Origin of the sequence: Leucobacter sp. NPDC015123, assembly GCF_043080205.1 — a bacterium.
Taxonomy (GTDB): domain Bacteria; phylum Actinomycetota; class Actinomycetes; order Actinomycetales; family Microbacteriaceae; genus Leucobacter; species Leucobacter aridicollis_A.
Genome location: NZ_JBIBVH010000007.1, coordinates 60,159 through 82,604, shown reverse-complemented (window position 1 = coordinate 82,604; position 22,446 = coordinate 60,159). Strand labels below are relative to the sequence as shown.

General features: G+C 64.9%; 17 protein-coding genes and 1 other RNA gene. 11 read left to right on the top strand and 7 right to left on the bottom strand.

Features of this window, described 5'->3' with window-relative positions; all coding sequences use genetic code 11:
- Positions 1-3: 3 nt before the first annotated feature.
- From ffs to ACF07D_RS13165, 3 genes are all read right to left on the bottom strand, one after another.
- An RNA gene (gene ffs / locus ACF07D_RS13175) (signal recognition particle sRNA small type) lies at positions 4-100 on the bottom strand.
- 14 nt (positions 101-114) lie between these two features.
- Positions 115-2,241, bottom strand: coding sequence for an ABC transporter ATP-binding protein (locus ACF07D_RS13170; RefSeq protein ID WP_391505201.1), 2,127 nt, complete (start codon positions 2,239-2,241; stop codon positions 115-117).
- Positions 2,241-3,977 carry an ABC transporter ATP-binding protein gene (locus ACF07D_RS13165; RefSeq protein WP_119281619.1) on the bottom strand — a complete coding sequence of 579 codons (1,737 nt, stop codon included), beginning with the start codon at positions 3,975-3,977 and terminating at the stop codon, positions 2,241-2,243. Before ACF07D_RS13165 ends, ACF07D_RS13170 begins: the two co-directional genes overlap by 1 nt.
- 537 nt (positions 3,978-4,514) lie before the next feature.
- On the opposite strand from ACF07D_RS13165, the gene ACF07D_RS13160 reads away from it, so the two are divergent.
- Together ACF07D_RS13160 and ACF07D_RS13155 are read left to right on the top strand one after the other, a co-directional pair.
- Complete coding sequence (locus ACF07D_RS13160; RefSeq protein ID WP_119281620.1) at positions 4,515-6,233, top strand: sodium:solute symporter family protein; 1,719 nt, start codon at positions 4,515-4,517, stop codon at positions 6,231-6,233.
- 26 nt (positions 6,234-6,259) lie between these two features.
- Positions 6,260-6,397: a putative transporter small subunit gene (locus ACF07D_RS13155; protein ID WP_391505200.1), complete on the top strand. Its 138-nt coding sequence runs from the start codon at positions 6,260-6,262 to the stop codon at positions 6,395-6,397.
- Between the two features lie 24 nt (positions 6,398-6,421).
- Here the strand turns inward: ACF07D_RS13155 and ACF07D_RS13150 are convergent, their stop codons facing one another.
- Together ACF07D_RS13150 and ACF07D_RS13145 are read right to left on the bottom strand one after the other, a co-directional pair.
- Entirely contained in the window at positions 6,422-7,360 is a 939-nt protein-coding gene (locus ACF07D_RS13150; protein ID WP_255808962.1) for a MurR/RpiR family transcriptional regulator, read from the bottom strand.
- A gap of 72 nt (positions 7,361-7,432) precedes the next feature.
- Positions 7,433-8,626, bottom strand: coding sequence for a M20/M25/M40 family metallo-hydrolase (locus ACF07D_RS13145; protein ID WP_255808961.1), 1,194 nt, complete (start codon positions 8,624-8,626; stop codon positions 7,433-7,435).
- Between the two features lie 281 nt (positions 8,627-8,907).
- On the opposite strand from ACF07D_RS13145, the gene ACF07D_RS13140 reads away from it, so the two are divergent.
- From ACF07D_RS13140 to ACF07D_RS13105, 8 genes are all read left to right on the top strand, one after another.
- A complete protein-coding gene (locus ACF07D_RS13140; protein WP_119281622.1) occupies positions 8,908-10,197 on the top strand; it encodes a cyanophycinase in 1,290 nt (429 codons plus the stop codon).
- A gap of 11 nt (positions 10,198-10,208) precedes the next feature.
- Positions 10,209-11,825 carry an ABC transporter substrate-binding protein gene (locus tag ACF07D_RS13135; RefSeq protein ID WP_119281623.1) on the top strand — a complete coding sequence of 539 codons (1,617 nt, stop codon included), beginning with the start codon at positions 10,209-10,211 and terminating at the stop codon, positions 11,823-11,825.
- A 120-nt stretch (positions 11,826-11,945) separates the two neighbouring features.
- Positions 11,946-12,896, top strand: a complete 951-nt coding sequence (locus ACF07D_RS13130) for an ABC transporter permease (RefSeq protein WP_119281624.1) — start codon at positions 11,946-11,948, stop codon at positions 12,894-12,896.
- Positions 12,897-12,901: 5 nt separating this feature from the next.
- Positions 12,902-13,879: an ABC transporter permease gene (locus ACF07D_RS13125; RefSeq protein WP_391505199.1), complete on the top strand. Its 978-nt coding sequence runs from the start codon at positions 12,902-12,904 to the stop codon at positions 13,877-13,879.
- Entirely contained in the window at positions 13,876-15,675 is a 1,800-nt protein-coding gene (locus ACF07D_RS13120; protein WP_391505198.1) for a dipeptide ABC transporter ATP-binding protein, read from the top strand. Before ACF07D_RS13125 ends, ACF07D_RS13120 begins: the two co-directional genes overlap by 4 nt.
- Positions 15,672-17,387: an amidohydrolase gene (locus tag ACF07D_RS13115; protein ID WP_391505197.1), complete on the top strand. Its 1,716-nt coding sequence runs from the start codon at positions 15,672-15,674 to the stop codon at positions 17,385-17,387. Before ACF07D_RS13120 ends, ACF07D_RS13115 begins: the two co-directional genes overlap by 4 nt.
- Before the next feature lie 9 nt (positions 17,388-17,396).
- Complete coding sequence (locus tag ACF07D_RS13110; RefSeq protein WP_391505196.1) at positions 17,397-18,932, top strand: amidohydrolase; 1,536 nt, start codon at positions 17,397-17,399, stop codon at positions 18,930-18,932.
- A gap of 175 nt (positions 18,933-19,107) precedes the next feature.
- The gene (locus ACF07D_RS13105) at positions 19,108-20,217 is read left to right on the top strand and encodes a hypothetical protein (RefSeq protein ID WP_119281628.1); all 1,110 of its coding nucleotides are present in this window, start codon (positions 19,108-19,110) and stop codon (positions 20,215-20,217) included.
- Positions 20,218-20,291: 74 nt separating this feature from the next.
- Here ACF07D_RS13105 and rplL read toward each other — a convergent pair whose 3' ends face one another.
- Both rplL and rplJ read right to left on the bottom strand, forming a co-directional pair.
- Positions 20,292-20,672 carry a 50S ribosomal protein L7/L12 gene (rplL, locus tag ACF07D_RS13100; RefSeq protein WP_119281629.1) on the bottom strand — a complete coding sequence of 127 codons (381 nt, stop codon included), beginning with the start codon at positions 20,670-20,672 and terminating at the stop codon, positions 20,292-20,294.
- A gap of 72 nt (positions 20,673-20,744) precedes the next feature.
- The gene (gene rplJ / locus ACF07D_RS13095) at positions 20,745-21,254 is read right to left on the bottom strand and encodes a 50S ribosomal protein L10 (protein WP_119281630.1); all 510 of its coding nucleotides are present in this window, start codon (positions 21,252-21,254) and stop codon (positions 20,745-20,747) included.
- A 362-nt stretch (positions 21,255-21,616) separates the two neighbouring features.
- Here rplJ and ACF07D_RS13090 point away from each other — a divergent pair, with 362 nt between their 5' ends.
- Positions 21,617-22,423 (top strand): enoyl-CoA hydratase-related protein, encoded by an 807-nt coding sequence (locus ACF07D_RS13090; RefSeq protein WP_255808953.1) that lies wholly within the window; start codon positions 21,617-21,619, stop codon positions 22,421-22,423.
- Positions 22,424-22,446: the final 23 nt, after the last annotated feature.

Here is a 22,446-nt window from a genome sequence, read left to right as displayed (position 1 = left end):
AAACGAAAGCGCCCCCCACGCACCCGATAGAGCTCCGCTACCCTTGCTCCGTTTCCGGCCTGGGGGAGTTCACAAAGATATCGCCACGTGAGGGGCACCAACTAGTCTAGCGGATTACGAAGCACCCTTCGAGCCATCCTCGGCGACCGCATCGGCAGCGGCCGACGAGTCCCCAGCACCAGCACCGGGCACTGGGATCGCGCCTGTCGCAGCGACAGGCTCACCCGTCAACAGCTCTTCGGCGTGTTCCTCGTCGACCTCGCCCGCGAACTGCGACTGGTAGAGGTCGTAGTACGCTCCGCGCTGCTCGAGGAGTTCAACGTGCAACCCCTGCTCGACGATGCGGCCTGCCTCCATCATGAGGATGGTGTCTGCGTCGCGAATCGTCGAGAGCCGGTGCGCGATGACGAACGACGTGCGGTCGCTACGGAGCGCCCGCATTGCCTGCTGCACGAGCACCTCGGTACGCGTATCGACAGACGAGGTTGCCTCGTCGAGGATGAGCAGCGAGGGGTTCGCAATGAAGGCGCGTGCAATGGTGAGCAGCTGACGCTCGCCCGCCGAAAGCGACGACGCGTTCTCTGAGATTACGGTGTCGTAGCCCTCAGGAAGCTGGCGCACGAAGCGATCCACCATCGTCGCCTTGGCCGCCTCGACGACCTCCTCATCGGTTGCGTCGAGTCTGCCGTAGCGGATGTTCTCACGGATGGTGCCGTCGAACAGCCACGCATCCTGGAGCACCATACCGACGTGGGAGCGGAGCTCCTCACGCGACAGCCGAGTGATGTCGGCGTCGTCAAGCAGAATCCGGCCGCCGTCGATCTCGTAGAACCGCATGATGAGGTTCACGAGGGTCGTCTTGCCAGCGCCCGTCGGGCCGACGATCGCGATCGTGTGGCCGGGGCGAGCCTCGAGCGACAGGTTCTCGATGAGCGGCTTCTCGGGGTCGTAGCTGAACGAGACCCCTTCGAAACGGACGTGACCATCGGTTCGGTCAGGCAGGTCGAGTTCGGCGTTCTCGGGCTCCTGCTCGTCGGCATCGAGAAGCTCAAACGTGCGTTCGGCCGAGGCGACACCAGACTGCAGCATGTTCGCCATGCTGGCGATTTCGCCGACAGGCTGCGCGAACTCTCGCGAGTACTGGATGAAGGCGGTCACGTCGCCGAGCGTCATCGTGCCGCTCGTCACCCGGAGCGCACCGACGACAGCGATGAGCACGTAGATGAGCGACTGCACGAAGTTCATCGACGGCATGATCGCACCCGAGAGCGCCTGCGCCTTGAACGATGCGGTAAACAGGCCGTCGTTGCGGCGGTCGAACTCCTGAGCCATCTCCGCGTCACGGTTGAAGATACGAACGAGCTCGTGGCCGGTGAACGACTCCTCAATGTGCCCATTGAGTTCACCCGTGTGCTTCCATTGGGCCGCGAACAGCTTCTGCGCGCGCACGCCAACGATACCGACGATCACGCCGGACAGGGGCAGGGCGATGAGCGCGATCAGTGCGAGCTGCCACGACACAACGAACATCATGGCCATAATGCCGACGATCATGAGGAACGACTGCACGAGCTGCGAGAACGCCTGCTGGAGTGCCTGCTGGATGTTGTCGACGTCGTTCGTGACGCGCGAGAGCACGTCACCACGCTGGCGACCGTCGAAGTACGACAGCGGGAGACGGTTGATCTTCGCTTCGATGTCGGCACGGAGCTTGTAGACGACGCGCATCACAAGCTTGTTGAGGATGAACCCTTGCAACCACATAAGGAGCGACGACACGAGGTACAGCCCGAGGACGACGAGGATCAGCATGCCGAGGAGGCCGAAGTCGATTCCCTGCCCGGGTACGACGTCCGCGCCCTGCAGCATGTCTGCGAACTGGGTGTTGCCCTCGGCTCGAAGCTGAGCAATGATCTGGTCGAGCGGCACGCCAGCGGGGAGCTGCTTGCCGAGGATGCCGTTGAAGATAACGTCAGTCGCGCGACCCAGCACCTTTGGCGCAATGACGGACAGGATGACCGAGCCGACCACGAGCACGACAACGAAGGCGAACTTGCCTTTCTCAGGCGCAAGCAGCCCGACGAGTCGCTTCGCAGACGGCCAGAATGCCTTCGCCTTGCGCGGCGGGGCGCCCTCGCCGAACATGTCGCCCCCGTTTCCGGGCTCGAAGTTCTCCCAGTCCTCTTCTACTTCTTCGACCGGGGTGTTCTTGGCCTTCACGGCCTTCTCTCGTTTTGCCATTACGCGGCCTCCGCTTCCTCAAGCTGCGAGCGGACGATTTCTTGGTAGACCTCGTTATCGGCGAGCAGTTCGTCGTGCGTCCCGCGGCCGACGATTTCACCGCCTTCCATGACGAGGATCTGGTCTGCTTCGGTGATTGTCGATACGCGCTGGGCGACGATGATCGTAGTCGCTCCCTCAGTCGCATCGGGCAGCGCGGCCCGCAGCCGCGCATCGGTTGCAACGTCGAGCGCCGAAAACGAGTCGTCGAAGAGGTAGACGAGCGGCTTGGCAACGAGCGCACGCGCGATCGAGAGCCGCTGACGCTGACCGCCCGAAACGTTGGTGCCACCCTGCGACACCGGTTCTTCAAGCCCGAGCTCCTTGTCGCGCACAAAGTCTTCACCCTGTGCGATACGCAGCGCCTCCCAGAGTTCCTCATCAGTCGCCTCGGTGCGACCAAAACGCAGGTTCGAGGCGATCGTTCCCCCGAACAGGTACGGGCGCTGCGGCACGAGGCTGATCGAATCTGCGAGCTGCGCCCGGGTGAGCTTGTCAACCGGGGCGCCGTCAATCGTCACCGAGCCCTGCTGCGGGTCGTAGAGACGGAGCATAAGGTTCAAAAGCACGGTCTTGCCTGCCCCGGTCGACCCGATGATCGCAGTCGTCTTACCGGGCTCGGCAACGAAGCTCGCGTTGTTGATTACGGGAGCTTCGGCACCAGGGAAGCCGAATGTGACGTTCGCGAATTCGATCCTGCCAGCTGCCGGCGTCTGAACTGTCTCGCGGTCGGGGAAGGCCTGCGATGACTTCGTGTCAAGGAGCTCCTTGATGCGCTCCGCACACACGACGGCGCGCGGAATCATCATTGTCATGAAGACGCCCATCATCACTGCCATGAGGATCTGCATGAGGTACTGGAGGAACGCGGTGAGCGAGCCGACCTGGATGTCGCCGGCTTCAACGCGGTACCCGCCGAACCACAGCACGGCGGCGGTTGCGAGGTGCAGCACCATCATGATGATTGGGAACATGAGCACAAAGATGTTGCCGACCTTCACCGAGACGTCGGTGATATCGCGGTTCGCGACGTCGTAGCGCTTCGCTTCGAACGGTTCGCGCACGAACGCGCGCACGACGCGGATGCCCATGATCTGCTCGCGCAGTACGCCGTTGATATTGTCGACCTTCTCCTGCATCACGCGGAAGAGGGGCAACAGGCGCCACACGAGCAGGCTCACGATGACCGCGAGCACAGCGACGGACACCCACACGAGCCAGGCGAGGCCTGCGTCCTCGCGGAGCGCCATGACGATGCCGCCGATCATCATGATGGGTGCAGAGACCATGAAGTTCAGCGTCATGAGGACGAGCATCTGGATCTGCTGCACGTCATTCGTGCCGCGGGTGATGAGCGTTCCCGCGCCGAACTTCGTGGCTTCGAGGGTCGAGAGCGAATCAACCTTGCGGTAGACCTCGCGGCGAAGGTCGCGACCAACGCCCATCGCGGTGCGCGCGCCGAAGTAGACGGCAGCCACTGCGACGAGCACCTGGCCGAAGGCGGCGAGCAGCATGATGCCACCCGTTCGCCAGATGAAGTCGGTGTCGCCGACGGCGATGCCTTGGTCGATGATTTGCGCGTTCAGGCTTGGCAGCCAGAGTGTCGCGATTGTCGAGAGTGTCTGCAGCACGAGTACTGCAACGATGAACACCCAGTACTTTTTGGCATGTCTGAGTGCGAGAGAAATGAGGGCCACGGGATTCCTTCCGTCGCTAAAACTGCAGAAAGCCAGGGGATGGATTTCCCACAGCAGATGGCAGAATCAGCCGGACAAACGTAGCAGGAACCGCGCGCAAATGCCAGAGCCCCTGGTACCGTTCCTCGTGAATCAGTAGCCCAGGCCAAGATTTCGGTGCTGACTTGGAATTTCTGAGGGCTAGAAGTTCTCCGTCAACTCATGTACTACTTGATAGGTCAGGGTGTTCGCATGCGCCGGTCTGAACGAACAGATCAGTGTGCTGCGCCGCCAGGCATTCGTCGCACACCGTTACGGGACCCGTTTCGGTGCACCCCCTCCGCAGCGCGCTACCCAAGTTTGGTGGCACCTGGCGCGCGGGACCAGTTCGAAAGGAAATAGCCCTATCTCCGTCTTGCAACGCTTTGGCGCAGCATCGACTCCCTCGCGCACACCGTCCAGTTCCCCGTTCTACATATTCCGCTTCCCCACCTAGCTGCTTTCTTCCGCATTCGGTCTCCCGGCCTCGGCCGATCCGCAATCTGAAAGGAAGCACAATTGCAAGAACAGCTCCAGCAACTCTCGGGCCCCATCGTTGTCGCCCTCTTTCTCGCATTCTTTGGAGCGAGTCTCATCATTTCCCTCCGCATCAGCAAGAAGCGTGAGAACGCCGACGGCTACATGACGGGTGGCGGCCGAATCGGTTTCGGCATTTCCGCAGCGTCAATGACTGCGACATGGATTTGGGCAGCGTCAATGTATGCCTCTGCCACCTCGGGCTACACCTACGGCTTATCTGGCCCCATCCATTACGGACTCTGGGGCGCCCTCATGATCCTGCTCATCTATCCGTTCGGGCGCAGGATCAGGCAGGTGGCACCCCGGGCTCACACGATCGCAGAGGTAATGTTCGCCCGCCACGGCCGCTCGAGCCAGCTCATGCTCGCTGGCTCCAACGTGCTCGGCTCAATCATCAGCCTGACCTCGAACCTCATCGCGGGTGGAGCGCTCATCTCGATGCTCTCTCCGTTCACTTTCGGTCAGGGCGTCCTTGCGATCGGCGCAGGTGTGCTGCTCTACACGCTCTGGTCAGGGTTCAGAGCGTCAGTACTCACCGACTTCATGCAGGTCCTCTTCATGCTCGGCGCGGTGATCATCATCATCCCCGTCGTGTTTTTCGCGGCCGGCGGGCCTGACCTCTTTGTGTCGGGCGCAGACAATCTCACTGCCCAGCAGTCGAACTTCTTCTCATCCGACGCGTTCTTCAATCAGGGAGCGCCATACATTGCTGCCGTGCTCGCCTACGCGATCGGAAATCAGACGATCGCGCAGCGGCTCTTCGCGGTGCGAGAGGATCTCATCAAGAAGACCTTTGTCACTGCAACCTTCGGGTACGGCGCGACGATCATCGGTGTCGGCATGCTCGGAGTCATCGCGTTGTATGCCGGGATCGACCCGATCGGCGGCGACGTGAACAATCTCATCCCGCAGATGGCAGCAACCTATCTGCCGCCCGCCCTCCTCGCCCTGTTCTTCATCATGATCATCGGCTCACTGTCGTCGACGGCAGACGCCGACCTCACTGCGCTCTCGTCGATCGTGATGGCCGACATTTACGGCCAGAACATTGCGAAGGGCAAGCCCAACCCGCGCACGATGGTGCTTGTTGGGCGCATCACGATGGTTGTCGCCATGACCGCGGGGATGTACTTCGCGGGCTCGCAGCTCAACATCCTCGACCTGCTCGTTTTTGTCGGCGCGCTCTGGGGCGCACTCGTGTTCCCCGTGATCGCGAGCTTCTATTGGAACCGGGTGACGAACCTCGCTTTCAGTGTGTCCGTCGTTGTCGCGCTCGCAGCGTTCCTGCCCGTGCGGTTTGAGTGGCTCCCGATGACGGGCTGGGTAGCGATTGCGTTCGACGTGCTCGCGACGATCGGGATCGGCGTGGTGCTCGGGCTCATGGCGTTCGGGTTCTTCGGCAAGCGCGTCGCCTACTGGGTTGGTGGGATCGCGATAGTCGCGGCAGCCCCGTTCGCGATCGGCTTCCTGCACACCTACCCGGTGCTGTCGGGCTCCCTCGTTGCCTACTCGGTGTCGACGATCCTGTGCACGCTCATCACGCTCGGCTCAAACAAGCGCTTCGACTTCGACCTCATCAAACTGCGCACTGGCGATTTTGATCCTGTCGAGGAGATCGCGGCGAGGGCCACCGTGTCGTCAGATTCGGCAGACTCGGCAGAGACTGCGTCGTCAGCCACGCGACCGAGCACCAAATAGCAGGTCAAGGTAGGAAAGGAATACCAATGAACCTCGGAGTTGTTCTCTTAACCGCGTACGTACTCGTGTGGCCGGTCATCGTCACCGGCACGCTGTTCGTCATCGTGCGGGCCTTCATCAGGGACTCGCGTGAGGCCAAGCGCGAAGGGCGCCAGATCATCTAGGGCGCGGGGTGGGCGGTGCTGCAGCTACAGCAGGTCGAGCTGCTGCACCGTCTCCTCGATCCGCGCCATCCGCTCGCGGGCTGGGCTGCCGATCTTCGCAACGAGCCCTTCGAATAGCGCCTCGATGAGCGCCATCACAGGCACGACCGAATCGAATGGGCCGCGCTCGGCCGCGACGCTCGTGAGCACCGTGTCAGCATCCGATGCGCACGGCGACACCCATTTGTCGGTGATGAGTACGACGAAGGCCTTGCGCGACTTCGCGAATCGAACGAGGTCGCGCGTCGCGTCCTCGTATCGCCTGAAGTCGAACGCGATGAGCACGTCTTTCGGGCCGAAGTCTGCCATCGCGGCACCGCGCACACTCGCCATGTTCGGCACCATCTGCACTGCCGGCCTGAGCTGCTGCAGACTTGCCCCGAGGTATTCAGCGAGGAAGTGGCTGTAGCGCCCCCCGGTGATCCACACCCGCCGCTTGTCTTGCGCGAGCGTCGCTATTGTGGTCTCGAAGTCGTGAGCCGGAACACCGGCGAAGGTCGCACGCACGTCTTCAGCGGGGGCCTCACCGAGTGCCGCGAGGTCGTCGGGGGACGCGGCCCTGCGGCTCCTACTCGTCCGCTCGTAGAGCGACATCGGGGAGGCGCTGCGATGCTCGAACTCGTCGCGAAGGGCACGTTGAAAGTCGGGGAAGCCGAGGTAACCGAGCTTCGTCGCGAACCTCACGACTGTCGCCCCGCTCACACCGGCGATGTCTGCGAGTCCAGCGACGGTCTCGAACCCCGCGACGGGGTAGGCGGCAAGGAGCGCTCGGGCGACCTTGCGCTCCCCGGGAGTGCACTCTCCCATTCGCTCGCGGATTCGAGTCGCGGGCGAGTCCTCAGTGCGCCGTTCGTGCTGGGCATCGCCTGACCGCGGCGAGTCGGGCTCGGCACCGTCGCGTTGCACGTGGTGTTCAGTCGGCACTCGGCCCACCTCCCGTCGGCGTTGATGACTGTCTACGAACACTATCGACAGGGCCCCGATCAGACAACGCTGCTAGTCCGATCCACCGATGTCGTCGATGAGCGCGGCCAGGAGGCTCACCCTGTCAGGCACTGAGGCGAGGTCGAGCCACTCGTTTTCTGAATGGTCGCCGCCGCCAACTGGCCCGAGCCCGTCGAGTGTGACGATACCGCGCGCCGCGATCCTGTTCGAGTCCGACACCCCGCCCGTGCGGGCGAGACCCGGCGTAAACCCGAGCTCTCGCGCGATGGCGAGCGCGCGCTGTGCGAGTGCCGAACCGGCGGCTGTCTCTTCCATGGGCGGGCAGTGGTCGATTGCGGCGAGCGTGAGCTCTGTGCCGCCGGTCACCGGCGCCTCGAGCCGCTCGCGAATCTTGTCGAGCGTTGAATCGAGCGCAACCGCCGTGATTGCGCGTACCTCGACGTGCAGCACTGCGCGGTCGGGCACGATGTTCAGCCGTTCCCCTGCACGCAGCATTCCGACGTTCACGGTGACGCCTGTCACTGGGTCGGCGAGCCCCTGGAGAAACAGGGTGAGGTGCGCTGCCTCAAGGCCCGCGTGAGCTCCCCGCTCGGGCTCGATGCCCGAGTGTGCCGCTTTGCCCTTCACCGCAATCTCTAGGTCTGCGACGCCCTTGCGCGAGGTGACGAGGTCGCCGTTCTCTCGAGCGCACTCCATGCAGAGGGCGACGTCGATCCCTGCGGTCGCGTCGCGAAGCACCGACGCGCCAAACGGCGAGCCGATTTCTTCGTCGGGCGTGAAGATGAGGATGAGCTCGCCGAAGCGTTCGGCACCAGCTGCGCGGAGATGTGCGGCCGCGTGCAGGCTCGCGATGACTCCGGCCTTGTCGTCAGTGACGCCGGGGCCGCGGCCATACCCACGCTCGTCAACGCGAAATGGGCGGCGGGTCGCGTCGCCGGCTTCGAAGACAGTGTCCATGTGGGCGAATAGGGCGATTCGTTTGGTGCCGGTTCCGCGTCGACGGCCGATGACGGCGTCGCCTGTCTGCCCGTCTGGCGATGCGACGCGCTCGACGGCGAATCCGTCGCTCGCGAGTCGGGCGCTCACCCAGTCGGCGACCCTGTTCACTCCGGCAGGATCGTATGAGCCTGAGTCGAGTGCGACAACCTCAGACAGGTCGCGCTCGTACGCGGGCCCTGCCTCGAGTGCCAGCGCGTGCAGCTGCGTGATGAGCGCCGCCGAAACGTCGCGTACAGAGGTGTTCATTTCAGTTCCTGTTCCAGATGCACAGTTGTGAACTCAAGGTTTCAGCCTGATGGCCCGTAACGCGGGAGTTGTTGCCGTGTGGGACCCTGCGTGAAGCCTGTCGTCTCAACGATGAGATGCGACCTGGCGTCAGCCGGGAGCCGGTACCGAAACCCTACCCACATTTCGAGAGATTGTGAAATATTCATTTCAGACTTGCACCAGGATTTGATCCATGAAATGATTTCGACACTTCATTGACGAGGCCTCGGGAGGGGAACGTGAACGCACACTCACCAGCTATGCCACGCCCCGCAGCGCCCAGCGCGACGCACTCCGCAGACGCAACCGGGGCACGCGCGGGAACGCTCGTGCTCATCGGCGGCGCACTCGACGAACACCCTGAGATCATTCGCAAGATCGTCGCGCTCGCGGGCGAGCGCCGAAGGACTGGGGCGCCCCGCATCGCGATCCTCACGACGGCCTCGGAGCCCGCAGGGTCGCAGACACTTGCCCAGGACCCGACAGCCGAGAACGACGAGGCAGACGGCCGCTACTACGCCGAGCTCTTCGCTCGCCACGGCGCCGTGGGCGTCCCCATCCCGATTGGGGTCAGCGAGGCCCCGGCCTACCCTGGCTCCAGCTACTCCAGGGCGCAGGCCGACGCCGCCGACACCGCCGAACTCATTCGGAGCACCGATGGCGTCTTTCTCGGCGGCGGGGACCAGACCCACTACGTGTTGGCGCTGTTTCGCGCGACGACGCCGGGAGCACAGCCCTTCACCTCGCGCACAGCAACACCCGCGCTCACGGCGATCCTCGACGTACTCGGGCGCGGTGGCGTCGTCGCTGGAACAAGTGCCGGCCTAGCGATCCAGCAAGCCGAAGACATGGTGAGCGGCGGGGCAGACATTCACAACGCGTGGAAGTTTGGCGCCTTCGCGGGCTACGATCTCGCGCGCGACGGCCGTGACGCGCTCACGCACATCCCCGCCGGCGGGCTTGGGATCTTCCCAGAGGCGCTCCTCGACTCGCACTTCTCCGAGTGGGGCAGGCACGCACGTGCGATCCGGCTCGCCCATTCCCTCGGCCGCAGCCTCGCCGTCGGTGTCGACGAGCACACCGCGCTCGTTTACGACCGCGATACTCGGGTGGCGGAGGTAATTGGCGACCGCGGAGTCTCCATCCTCAACCTCGATGGCTGCGAGGTCCCCGACGCAGACGAGTCGGCCGCAGGCTCCCAGGCCGCAATCCTCGGCACGCGGTGGAGCTACCTCGTTCCTGGCGACACGCACGACTTCGCATCTGCCGCCACCACCCGGGGCACCAGAGTCGCAGACCTCGCGTTCGGCTCCGACGTCGAGGATTCACGCGCCCGCGACATCTGGTCAGACGACGGCTCTCGCCCGCTCCTCGCGCTCGCCGAGCGCCTGCTCGACTCAGACTCCCTCAGCGCGAGCGGGGAGAGCTCGGCAGACAGGCAGCCCCGCTACCGCACGAGCCTGCACCGCGACGAGCGCACACACGCGCTCGCCACTGGCGGGTTCTCAGACCTCATCATCTCGATCACTCCAACCCCAACCAACCACTGAGGAGCCATTCAATGACCACTCAAGCACCAAGATCGTGGCGCGCCGGCGCGCTTCGACGCGTTGGCAGCGCGACCGCCGCGATCGCCATTGGCGCACTTGTCCTCTCGGGTTGCTCGCCGTCGAGCAGCTCCGAGGGCGGCAGCGACGCGGCGAAGGACACGGTGAACCTCGTGACTCCGGCGCAGCCCGAGAGCCTCGACCCGCAGATCTCGACTGACTCGATCATGGGCGAGATCACCGGCCCCGTCTTCGAGACCCTCGTCACTGCAGACGCCGATCTCAAGGTGCAGCCGATGCTCGCCGAGTCGTTCGAGCAGAGCGCAGACGCGCTCGAGTACACGTTCACCCTCCGCGAGGGCGTGAAGTTCCAAGACGGCAGCGACCTCGACGCAGACGACGTCGTCGACTCGATGAACCGCTGGACGCGTGTGTCTGTTGCAGCGCAGGAGGCATTTGCCGGCTCGGAGTGGACGAAGGTCGACGACCGCACAGTCAAGCTCAACGTCACGAACCCGAGCTTCCTGCACCTGCTCTACCTCTCGCAGGTGTCGACAGCGTACCCGGCGATCCTGCCGAGCGAGGTCATCGCGAAGGTCGGCGACCAGCCGATCGAGGCGCTTGAGGATCTCGTGGGCACCGGCCCGTTCAAGCTCGCCGAGTGGGACGCTGACCAGAAGATCGTGATCGAGAAGTGGGACGACTACGTGCCTGTCGACGCGCCGTCGAGCGGCCGCGCGGGCGCGAAGGACGCGACCCTCAGCGAGGTCGTGTTCAACTTCGTGCCCGACGCTTCAACCCGCACACTCGGCCTGCAGTCGGGCCAGTACGACGCAACGACCGAGCTGCCGTTTGACAGCCTCGACCAGTTCAAGGACGACGAGAACCTGCAGCTCGACACCTACATGGTTGGCCCGATCAACCTCGTCTACTCAGACGCAGAGACGAGCCCGTTCTCGAAGGTCGAGAACCGCCAGGCGATCAACACCGGCCTCGACCGCGACCCGATCATGCTCGCGGCTGTCGGTTCGAAGGATCTCTACGACCTCGTGCACCACAACATGACGCTCGGCCAGAAGTCGATCTGGGACACCGAGGTTGGCAAGGCCGACTTCAACCAGGCTGACCCTGCCAAGGCGAAGGAAATGCTGGCTGCCGGCGGCTACACCGGCCAGCCCGTCATCGTGCTCGCAAACAAGGACTACTCCGAGGCATACAACTCGGCCGTCGTCGTCGTCGAGCAGCTCAAGGGCATGGGCGTTGACGCCACCCTCGACGCGTACGAGTGGGGCGCGTTCAGCGAAAAGTACCGCGAGCGCCGCGACGAGTGGGATCTTGTAGTGTTCCCGTTCGGCACCGAGCTCGACCCGACGCAAACAATCGGCTTCCTGCCGACCCGCGCCGGCTACTTCGACGGCCCAGAACTGCAAAAGCTGCTCGCAGACTTCCGCAGCGCACCCACCCAGGCAGACGCAAGCGCACTGTTCAGCGACATGCAGCAGTGGATCGAAGATACCCGCCCGATGAGCCGCATCGGCGACGCGCACAACGTCTACGCTGCGAACAAGGATCTCGATCTCGCTTGGTTCGACGGCCACTTTGTGTGGTGGAACGCCAAGTGGAAGAACTAACCGGGGCAGCGTAGCGCAATCACGCCCCACCGGATTGGGCCGGTCGCCTCGCGCGGCCGGCCCTGATCCACCCCGCTTCACCGCTTTTCTCACCCCGCTCACCCCGACCCCGGAACGCAGATGCTTAGATTTATCTTTCGCAGGCTCCTGAGCCTCATCCCAGTGTTGTTCGTGGTGTCGGTGGTGATCTTCTCGCTCATTCACCTCACTCCTGGCGACCCAGCCCGCCGCATCCTCGGCGAGAAGGCCGCAGACGACCAGGTCGCTGCGCTCCGCGAGAGCATGGGCCTGAACGAGCCGATCGTCATGCAGTACCTCAATTGGGTCGGCGGTATCTTCCGCGGCGACCTCGGCGACTCCTACTTCCTGCGCAAGAGCGTTGTAGAGGCGATCGGTGACAACGCAGTGCCAACGATCCAGCTCGCCGTTATCGCGATCATCGTCGCGGTCGTGCTCTCGGTACCGTTTGGCACCATCGCCGCCCGGTTCCGCGGACGAGCCTTCGACAAGATGGTCACCGGCTTCACACTTCTCGGTATGACTGTGCCAAGCTTCGTGCTTGCGATCGGCATGATGCTGCTCTTCGGCCTCACGCTGCGCTGGCTGCCAATCTCGGGCTACGTGAACCCGTTCGAAAGCTTCGGCGACGGCATCAAGACGCTGCTCATGCCTGGCATCGCGCTCGGTGCGATCACCGCGGCGCTCATCACCCGCACGACCCGCGCCGCCGTGCTTGATGTGCTCTCAGCCGACTACATCGACGCGGCCCGCTCGCGCGGCGTCGCCGAGCGCAGGCTGCTCTTCAGCCACACCCTGAAGAACGCGAGCCTCCCGATCCTCACGATCGTCGGCCTCTCGCTCGGCGGCCTCGTCACCGGCGCAGCCGTCACCGAGACGATCTTCAACATCCCGGGTCTCGGTCAACTGCTCGTCACCTCAATCTCGCGCCGCGACTACCCGGTGATCCAGGGCGTCATCCTGTTTGTCACCCTCATCTACCTCCTCACCAACCTGCTCATCGACCTGCTCTACGGCATCGTCGACCCGCGGGTTCGCGTCGGAAAGGCCTGAGCGTCATGACCGCACCCAACACGCACAACCTGCCAGTCCCGAACACGACCGTGCTCTCAATGCGCCCAGAGGCACCGAAGAACACGCTGTGGCGCCGGGCGCTCTCGAACACCGGGTTCATGGCAGGCATCATCATCATCCTCGCGATCTTCGTGATCTCGTACGTGCTGCCGCCTGTGCTCGGACTCGACCCCTACGCGGTCGACCCGGTGAACCGCCTCGCAGAGCCGTCTGCAGAGCACATCTTCGGCACCGACAACTTCGGCCGTGACCTCTTCACGCGCATCATCTCCGGCGCTTCGACGTCGCTGCTCGTCGGCTTCGTTGTTGCCCTCGTGAGTGGCGTGATCGGCGCGCTCATCGGCATCCTCGCGGTGTTCAACCCGGTGCTCGACGCGATCCTCATGCGCATCTGCGACGGCCTCATGGCGATCCCCGCCATCCTGCTCGCTGTCGCCCTCGCTGCGGCGCTCGGCCCGAGCGTCACGAACCTCATCATCGCCCTCGCGATCGTCTACACGCCGGGCATTGCACGCCTCGTGCGCGCACGAGCGCTCGCTGTCACCTCCGAGACCTTTGTGACCGCCGCGACGATGCAGGGCGCGGGCATGTTCCACATCATGATCCGCCACATTCTTCCCAACGTGCTCTCGGTGCTCGTGGTGCAGGCGACATTCACTTTCGCGGAGTCGGTCATCACCGAGGCCGCGATGAGCTTCCTCGGTGCTGGCGTGCCTGCACCCCACGCGAGCTGGGGCAACATCCTCTACGACGGCAAGGCAGTCATCATGCAGGCACCGCAGATGATCATCATCACGAGCGCGTTCCTCATCATCACGGTGCTCGCCCTCAACCTCGTGGGCGACGGCCTGCGCGACCTCGTCGACCAGCGCTCACGCGAGTTCACCGGCCGCCCGGGCATCTTCGCCCGCGCCGTCGCAGTGTTCGCGCCGGGCCGCATGAAGAAGGAGTTCAACGGATGAGCACCGCGACAACCGCACCCCAGGCGCACACCGCAGCGCCGCTCGCGATCGAGCAGCTCACGCTGAACATCGACACCGCCCACGGCACCGTGCACGCGGTGAACAACGTGTCGCTCGAACTTACGCAGGGCGAGATCCTTGCAATCGTCGGCGAATCGGGCTCGGGCAAGACCCTCACCGCGCGCGCCGCCCTCGGGCTGTTCCCGCCGCGCACCAGGCGCTCAGGCGTTGTGCTGCTCTCGGGCACCGATGTGCTCAGCGCGTCTGACGCTGAGCTGCGCGAGATCCGCGGCGGCAAGGCCGCGATGATCTTCCAGGAGCCGTCAACTGCACTCAACCCTGTCTTCACTATCGGCTGGCAGATCGAGGAGGGCCTGCGGGCCCACGGCATGAGCGACGGCCGCGAGCGCAAGGAGCGCGCGCTCGCGATGCTCCGCGCGGTCGGCATTCCCGACCCCGAGCGCCGCTACAGCGACTACCCGCACCAGTTCTCCGGCGGACAGAAGCAGCGAATCATCATCGCGATGGCGCTCGCGCTACGCCCGTCGGTGATCATCGCCGACGAGCCCACAACCGCGCTCGACGTCACCGTGCAGGCCGAGATTCTCGACCTGCTGCGCGAGTGCCGCGACGAGTTTGGTGCGTCGATCGTGCTCATCACGCACAACATGGGCGTCGTCGCTGACCTCGCAGACCGTGTCGCCGTGATGTACCGCGGTGACCTCGTCGAGGAGGCGCCGGTCGAGGAGCTCTTCGCAAACCCGAAGCAGGAGTACACGCGCCAGCTACTCGCCGCGGTGCCGAGGCTCGGCAGCGGATCCCGCGTCAGCTCGGCGACGATTGCCGATGCGGCCGTCGCGACACACTCAGCGGAACAGTTCGACACCGCGGATTCGGCGACTGCTGCGGCAGACGCCGTTTCAGCAAGCGCAGTTTCAGCAAGCGCCGTCGAGCTCCGCGGCGTCGATATCGTCTACAAGAGCGGCTTTGGCACGAACCCGGTGAAGGCTGTGCACGCGGTCGACCTCACGATCGCGCGCGGCGAGGTCGTTGGCCTCGTTGGTGAGTCGGGATCGGGCAAGTCGACGATCGGGCGCGCGATTGGCGGCCTCGAGCAGATCGCCGCAGGGTCGCTGACTGTGTTTGGCAGCGAACTCAAGCGCCTGAAGCGCCGCGAGCTGCGCGAACTGCGCCGCCGCGTCGGCTTCGTGTTCCAAGACCCTGCAGCCTCGTTCAACTCGTTCATGACTGTTGAGCAGTGCATCACCGAGCCGATGCGGATCCACCGCGCGCCCGGCGGCGCACGCGCGCATCGAGCCCGCGCGCTCGAGCTGCTTGACGCAGTCGAACTGCCTGCCACGTTTGCAGAGCGGCAGCCGTTCGAGCTCTCGGGCGGCCAGCGCCAGCGCATCGGTCTCGCCCGCGCGCTCGCGCTGCAGCCCGAGCTCGTGATCGCAGACGAGCCGACGAGCGCCCTCGATGTGTCTGTGCAGGCGAAGGTGCTCGACATTTTCACGGGCCTGCAGCGCGAGCTCGGCTTTGCGTCGCTGTTCATCAGCCACGACCTCGCGATCGTCGAGCTGCTCGCCCACCGCGTTGGCGTACTGCAGCGGGGCAGGCTCGTCGAGATCGGCGAGACCGAGCAGGTGCTGCACCACCCGCAGCACGAGTACACGCAGCGGCTCATTGCCGCGGTTCCCGTGCCCGACCCCGCGGTGCAGCGGCTGCGCCGAGCGCAAACTACAGACTTGGCTCAACCGATCCTCTCGGTCGAGCAGGAAGGACCCGCGACATGATGTCTGAGCCGCAGATCTCATCAGGCGCGATTGCCGCTTCCGTCACTGGATCAGGATCCGGGTCGACGACCCAGCTTCGTGCCGACCTCGTCGTGCTCGGCGGGCGCGTGCACACGGGAGCGCCTGCAGAGCCGCTGTCGTCGGTGAACGGGCCGCGTGCAGACGCCGTCGCGATCACCGATGGGGTCATCGTTGCGGTCGGGTCGCGGGCAGACGCCACCGCCTGGGATGTGGCTGCCGGGGAGACGATCGACCTCGGCGACGCGACAATCACCGCTGGCTTCGTCGACGCTCACGTGCACCCGCTCTCGGGTGCCGAGTCGCGACACGAGGCGCTCATGCTTCACGGCTGCACCTCAATCGCGGAGGTCGCCGACCGCATCGCCGAGTTCGCCGCGTCCCGCGGGGAAGACGAGTGGATTCGCGGGTTCGGTCTCTCATTCGACATGTTTGTCGGGGGCGAACTCACGAACGCGCCGTTCGCCGAGGCGTTCGGTGGCCGCCCGGGGTACCTGCTGCTGTTCGACGGCCACTCAGTGATCGCCAGCCCGCGCGCCCTTGAGCTCGCCGGCATCGACGGCCCCCGAGACTTTGGCAACAACGCTTCCATAGAGGTGTACGAGGACGGCACCCCGACCGGCTACCTCATCGAGTCAGACGCCGAGCTCCTCGTCACCGACCTCTACCCGCGAATGCCGTTCGCAGAACGCGTCGCCGCGGTCAGAGCGAAGCTCGCCGACTTCGCGGCCACCGGATACACGTCGCTTCACCAGATGAACATGGAAGAGGGCGACATCGAGGTGCTGCGGGCGATTGAGGAGACCGGGGAGCTCGCAACCCGCGTGCGCGTCTCACCGCTCTGGCGGGCGAGCGACCCGTGGGATGAGACGCTTGAGCGCATCGTCGCACTGCAGGGCACGGGCGGCCGCCGCTGGCACGTCGAAGGCGTGAAGTTCATGCTCGACGGCAGCATCGACAACGGCTCAGCCTGGCTGTTCGAGGCAGATACCAGAGGCGGCGGGCTCGAACCGTACTGGTCGCCGACCGAGCTGTTCACCCGCACGATACACACGCTGTCTGCGCGCGGAATCCAGACCGCAACGCACGCGATCGGCGACCGCGCCGTCGAGTTCGTGCTCGACGCCGTCGCCTCACTGCCAGCAGACGCCCGCGGTGTAACGCATCGTATCGAACACGTTGAGACGATCCCCGATCACCTCGTGCCACGGTTCGCTGAGCTCGGTGTGCCCGCGAGCATGCAGCCGATTCACGCGTTCTGCAAGCGCCCCGACGGGCTCGACATGTGGACGACCCTGCTGGGCGCTGGATCTGAGCGCGCACACAACGCCTGGCGCGTTGCCGACCTCGACAACGCCGGGGCAATCGTCGCCCTCGGCTCGGATTGGCCCGTCGAGGAGTTCGACGCGCGCCGCGTCTTCGCGGCAGCGGTGAATCGGAAGCGGCACGGGGCCGGTACCCCAGCCGTCGACGAGCACCAGGCGCTCACGCCGGAGCGCGCGCTCGCCGCCATCACCCACAACTGCTGGGCAGCGATCGATAGGCCAGCCGATGGCTTCGTGCGGGTCGGCGCTGTCGCGGATCTCGCTGCGTTCGGGCTTGACCCGCTCACCGCAGACGCCGCTGAGTTCGCCGAAGCCCCCGTCCTGCTCACCGTGCTCGGCGGCGCAGTCGCGCACCGCGCGACGACGTAGGCTTACCTGATGCATGACGCCGCAATCCAGCTCATCCAAGGGGCTCGCTTCCCTGGGTCGAGCACGGTCACTGACGTCTGGATCGGAGGCGATGGCGTCATCTCGGCCGTCACCCCAGCCGGGGCCCTCACCGAGCTCGACGGAGTGAGCGCTGCGTCGGCGCGGACGCTCCGCGCCGACGGCCGGGTGCTGACGTCGGGGCTGTGGGACGAGCACGTGCACCTCGGGCAGTGGGCCCAGCAGTCGAGCCGCCCAGACTTTGTCACTGCGGACTCGCCGGCGGCCGCACTCGAGCTCGCGGCGGGCTACCTTGCTCCTGACCTGTCGGGAAGCGCGCCGACCGAGCTCATCGGCATGCGCGTGCGAGGCGGCGACTGGGGCGGGCTCTCCCGCGAGCAGCTCGACTCCGTGAGCAGCCGTGTGCCCATCGTGCTCGTCGGGCTCGATCTCCACGGTGCCTGGCTCAACAGCGCGGCGCTTGCCAAGTACGGCTTTTCTCCCGACCACTCTGCGCACGTCGTTGAAGACGAGTGCTTTGGGCTTGTCGCCGAGCTCGACCGCACCACCGATGAGGCGCTCGACGCAGCGGTGGATCTCGCGGCACGACGTGCAGCGGCGCTCGGCGTCGTCGGGGTTGTCGACTTTGAGATCAGGTGGAGCTTCGACGACTGGACGCGGCGAGAGCTCGGCGGCTTTCGCGCGCTGCGCGTCGAGAGCGCAATCTACCCAGAGCACCTTGATCGCGCCATCGACTGCGGTCTGGGCTCGGGCTCGCCGATTGGAACAAACGGGCTCGTCTCCGTCGGGCCACTCAAAGTGATCACCGATGGGTCCCTCGGAACTCGCACTGCGCTCTGCTGCGAGCCCTACGACGGCGGCGGGCACGGTCGCGAGCTTGTTGCGCCAGCGGAGCTCTCCTCGCTCCTCGCGCGGGCGAAACGGGCAGGGTATTGGGCCGCGGTACACGCGATCGGTGACCGCGCGAACGCGCAGGCGCTCGACTCCTTCGGGGCAACCGGGGCGGCTGGCAGGATCGAGCACGCCCAGCTGCTTCGCAGCTCGGACATTGCTCGCTTCGCCGCGCTTGGCGTGGGCGCGAGCGTTCAGCCAGCGCACCTCATCGACGACGTCCCAAGCATGCGTGCCGAGTGGGCTGACCGGGCGGATCGCGCGTTCCCGCTCGCGTCCCTCCTCGCAAGTGGGGCGAACGTCGTGCTGGGGTCTGACGCCCCTGTCGCGCCGCTTGACCCATGGCACGCGATCGCCGCCGCCGTCACGCGCGCCAGCGCAGGAAGCCCGGCCTGGGTTCCCGAGGAGCGCATCTCGGTAGCTGCAGCTCTCACGTGTTCGATGCGCGGTCCGCTCGCTCCGGGCGTGGGCGATCACGCCGATCTCGTGCTGCTCGACTCAGATCCACTCACCGCTGCACTCCCAATAGGCCCGGCCGGGTTCCGGCCGCCGGGCGTCGCTGCGACACTGCTCGGCGGCGTTCCAACGCATCTCACCGCCGACCTCGCGCACACGGCGACGGGAGAGCTCGCATAGGGATCTCGCGCGGTTTCCCTCGCGCGTGCACGCGCGTTGCACAACTGCATCATTCCTTTTTTACGCTTCATCGGGCAAGGTAGGGGCTAAGGATCCCACGGGAGTTTCCCACAGGGATTCTCTCACGTGGGGCGCGAACCCGCTGTCCCGCGACGACGTTGAAGGGGGATCGCCCATGCACACCGATATTCCGCTCCGTTCAGAGATCGAGCAGCTCGCTGCGGTTGAGCGCCCGAACCTCATCACCATCGTGCTACGAACGTCACCGGTGACGACAGATGCCGAGGCGAACCGAATAAGCTTCGGAAACCTCGTGAGCGAAGCCGTCGCAGAACACACCGCGCACGGTGGAGACGCTGCGGAAATCGCTGCAACCGAGGCCGGGCTACGCGCCCTGCTTGAAGACACCCAGCTCTGGCGATACCTATCGCACAGCCTCGTCGTCTTCGCGAGCCCCGAGCGCACCGTCGCCTACAGGCTCCCCAACGAGCTCGAGTCTGAGTGGTTTTCCGGTAACCACTTCAGGGTCGTGCCGCTTCTTCGCACGATCACGTTCGCCCACGACGCGACAGTGCTCGCGCTCAGCCAAAAAGACGTGAGGCTCATCGTCATCGGGCCAGACCATCGCGGCTCCGAGCTGCCAGTCCCCGAGCTGCCAAGCGACCTCCTCGACACGTTCAACGTCGAAGACCCTGGAGTGGACTCTCACCGCCGCCGGCTGCACGGGCCAGAGGGCCACGACGCACGTCTCCTCGGCTACGCACGGGCAGTCGACCGCGCGATCGCGCCCGTGCTTCGAAGCACGCGCGGCCCACTGATCCTGGCGGCGGCGCAACCCCTCGACAGCGTCTTCAGGTCAGTGACCCGCAACGCGAAACTGCTTGACGCTGGCATCTCGGGAAACCCCGACAACCTGAGCTCCACGGAGATCGACACTGCCGCGCGTGAGATCCTCGACGCCTACTACGCCGACGAGCTTGCTGAGCGCCAGGAAAAGTTCGGAAACCTCCAGTCTGCCGGCCGCGCGGTGATCGACCTGACCGACATCTCCCGCGCAGCCGTGGCGGGCGCCATCTCAACGCTCTACGTCGACATGGATGCCCACCCCGAAGGCACACTCGACGACCAGGTTGGCGGACTCGTGGCCGACAGCACCCCGGGGTACAGCCTCGTCGACCAGCTCGCCTCGAAGGTGCTCGCGAGCGGCGGGCGCGTCCTCGCGCTGCGCGGCAGCGAGGTGCCTGGCGGAGCACAGCTCGCGGCCGAGGTACGGTTCAGCGTCTAACGAACCCCGCTCCACAAACACAGGTGGGCCGCCCCAATCGGGACGGCCCACCTTCAGTTCGCTAGAGCGAAAACTTACGCAAGCTTTACGCCAGCGCCAGCTTCCTCGAGCTTAGCCTTTGCCTCTTCAGCTGCGTCCTTCTTTGCAGCCTCGAGAACGGTCTTCGGTGCCTCTTCGACGAGAGCCTTAGCCTCGCCGAGGCCCAGGCCGGTGAGCTCGCGCACAACCTTGATGACCTGGATCTTCTTGTCGCCAGCCGACTCGAGGACGACGTCGAACTCGTCCTTCTCCTCGACAGCCTCAGCTGCGCCAGCAGCCGGAGCAGCAGCAACTGCAACCGGAGCAGCAGCCGAAACGTCGAACTCTTCCTCGAACGCCTTGACGAACTCCGAGAGCTCGATGAGGGTCAGGCCCTTGAACTGCTCAAGCAGCTCTTCAGTCGAAAGCTTAGCCATGATGATTCTCCTTGATGTTTGCCCTGCACATCGCGCAGGAACAGATTGTTTGCGGTCGGCGAATGCCGATCCTTAAGCGTTCTGCTTCTCCTGCAGCGCACCGAAGCCGCGAGCGGCCTTGGCGGGCAGAGCGTTGAACAGCTGTGCAGCACCGATCAGCGAAGCCTTCATGGCGCCGGCAGCCTTGGCCAGCAGCACCTCGCGGCTCTCGAGATCGGCAAGCTTGCCTACCTCAGCGGCGGTCAGAGGCTTGCCATCGAAGTAGCCAGCCTTGATCACCAAAAGAGGGTTTGCCTTGGCGAAGTCACGCAGCGCCTTCGCGACGGCGACAGTGTCACCGTGCACGAATGCGAGTGCCGACGGGCCAGCAAGCTCGTCGTCAAACGCAGTGATTCCGGCCTTGTTGGCCGCAATCTTGGTCAGCGTGTTCTTCGCCACAGCGTACGTCGCGTGCTCGCGGATGCTGTTGCGGAGTTCCTGCAACTGAGCAACCGTGAGACCGCGGTACTCAGTCAGCAGAACGGCGCCCGACTCTTCAAACTGCTTCTGAAGATCGGCGACCGTAGCGTCCTTCGTAGCCATGGCGCTCCCTTGATTGTCGTAGCCGTGAAGCGAGTGCCTCACGGGTGGCCGTGCCGCACGAAGCGATTCCCAGAAACTGAAAAAGCTCCGGCGCGCACGCACGGAGCTTCAAATCCATGGAACAAGTTCGCATGTCAAGGAGTTCTGTACCTGCGCTGGTCCTCGCACTTTCCATTACTGGAGGCTGCGAGCGTTCCGGAGTTCTTGCGAACTCTACCGGCGGTCTTGGGCCAGCTAGAAGAATAGCACACCCTTACGGGTAGCAAAAATCAGCGCAACAGTGGGCCGTTCTCCCAGGAAGCCAGGCGAGGGTGGAGATGGCGCGAACTCCCCGCCACACTCCCGGAGCAAAGGAGCTTCCCATGCACGCACCAACGAGCAGTGCCGCAACAATCGAGATCAACGGCGCAGTCGCCACGCTCACACTCAACCGCCCAAACAAGCGAAACTCGTTCAGCGACGACCTCGTGAGCGATGTGCGCTCTGCGCTCGAGCACCTCACCGATTCAACAGAAGTTCGCGTGCTCGTGCTTACCGGCGCTGGCGCCCACTTCAGCGTCGGGGGCGATCTCGACAAGTTCTCGGCAGGAGGATTCACGAAGGGCGGCGCCGCGCGCGAGACGAGCGTTCGCGAACTGCTCGGCGCGACGCAGATCTCAGTGCTCCTGCGCGAGAGCCCACTCATCACCATCGCCGCCATCCGCGGCGCCTGCGCAGGCGCTGGTCTCTCGATCGCCGCGGCCTGCGATCTGCGACTCGCGTCAGACACAGCAGTGTTCCGCACCGCGTTCCTTGACGCTGGCCTCTCGGGCGACTTCGGAGGCACTTGGCTCCTGACCCGCCTGCTCGGTGAGGCGAAAGCGAAGGAGCTGTTCTTCCTCAACGAGAAAGTGGGTGCGCGCGAAGCGCTCCGGATCGGCCTCGTTACCCGCGTCGTTGCCGACGATGAACTTCACACTGAGGCACACGTTATGGCCGAGGGGCTCGCAGCGAAGCCCCCGATTGCCCTGCGGAACGTGAAGGCAAACCTCACCGAGACCACCCCTGAGTTCCAGCTCGCGATCGCGCGCGAGGCTCGGAGAAACATCGCGAGTGGGCGCACGAGCGACGCCATCGAAGCAGCGTCAGCCTTCCTCGAGAAGCGGCGCCCGGTTTTTATCGGACACTAACGCCCTAATCGGCAGGCTTCAGG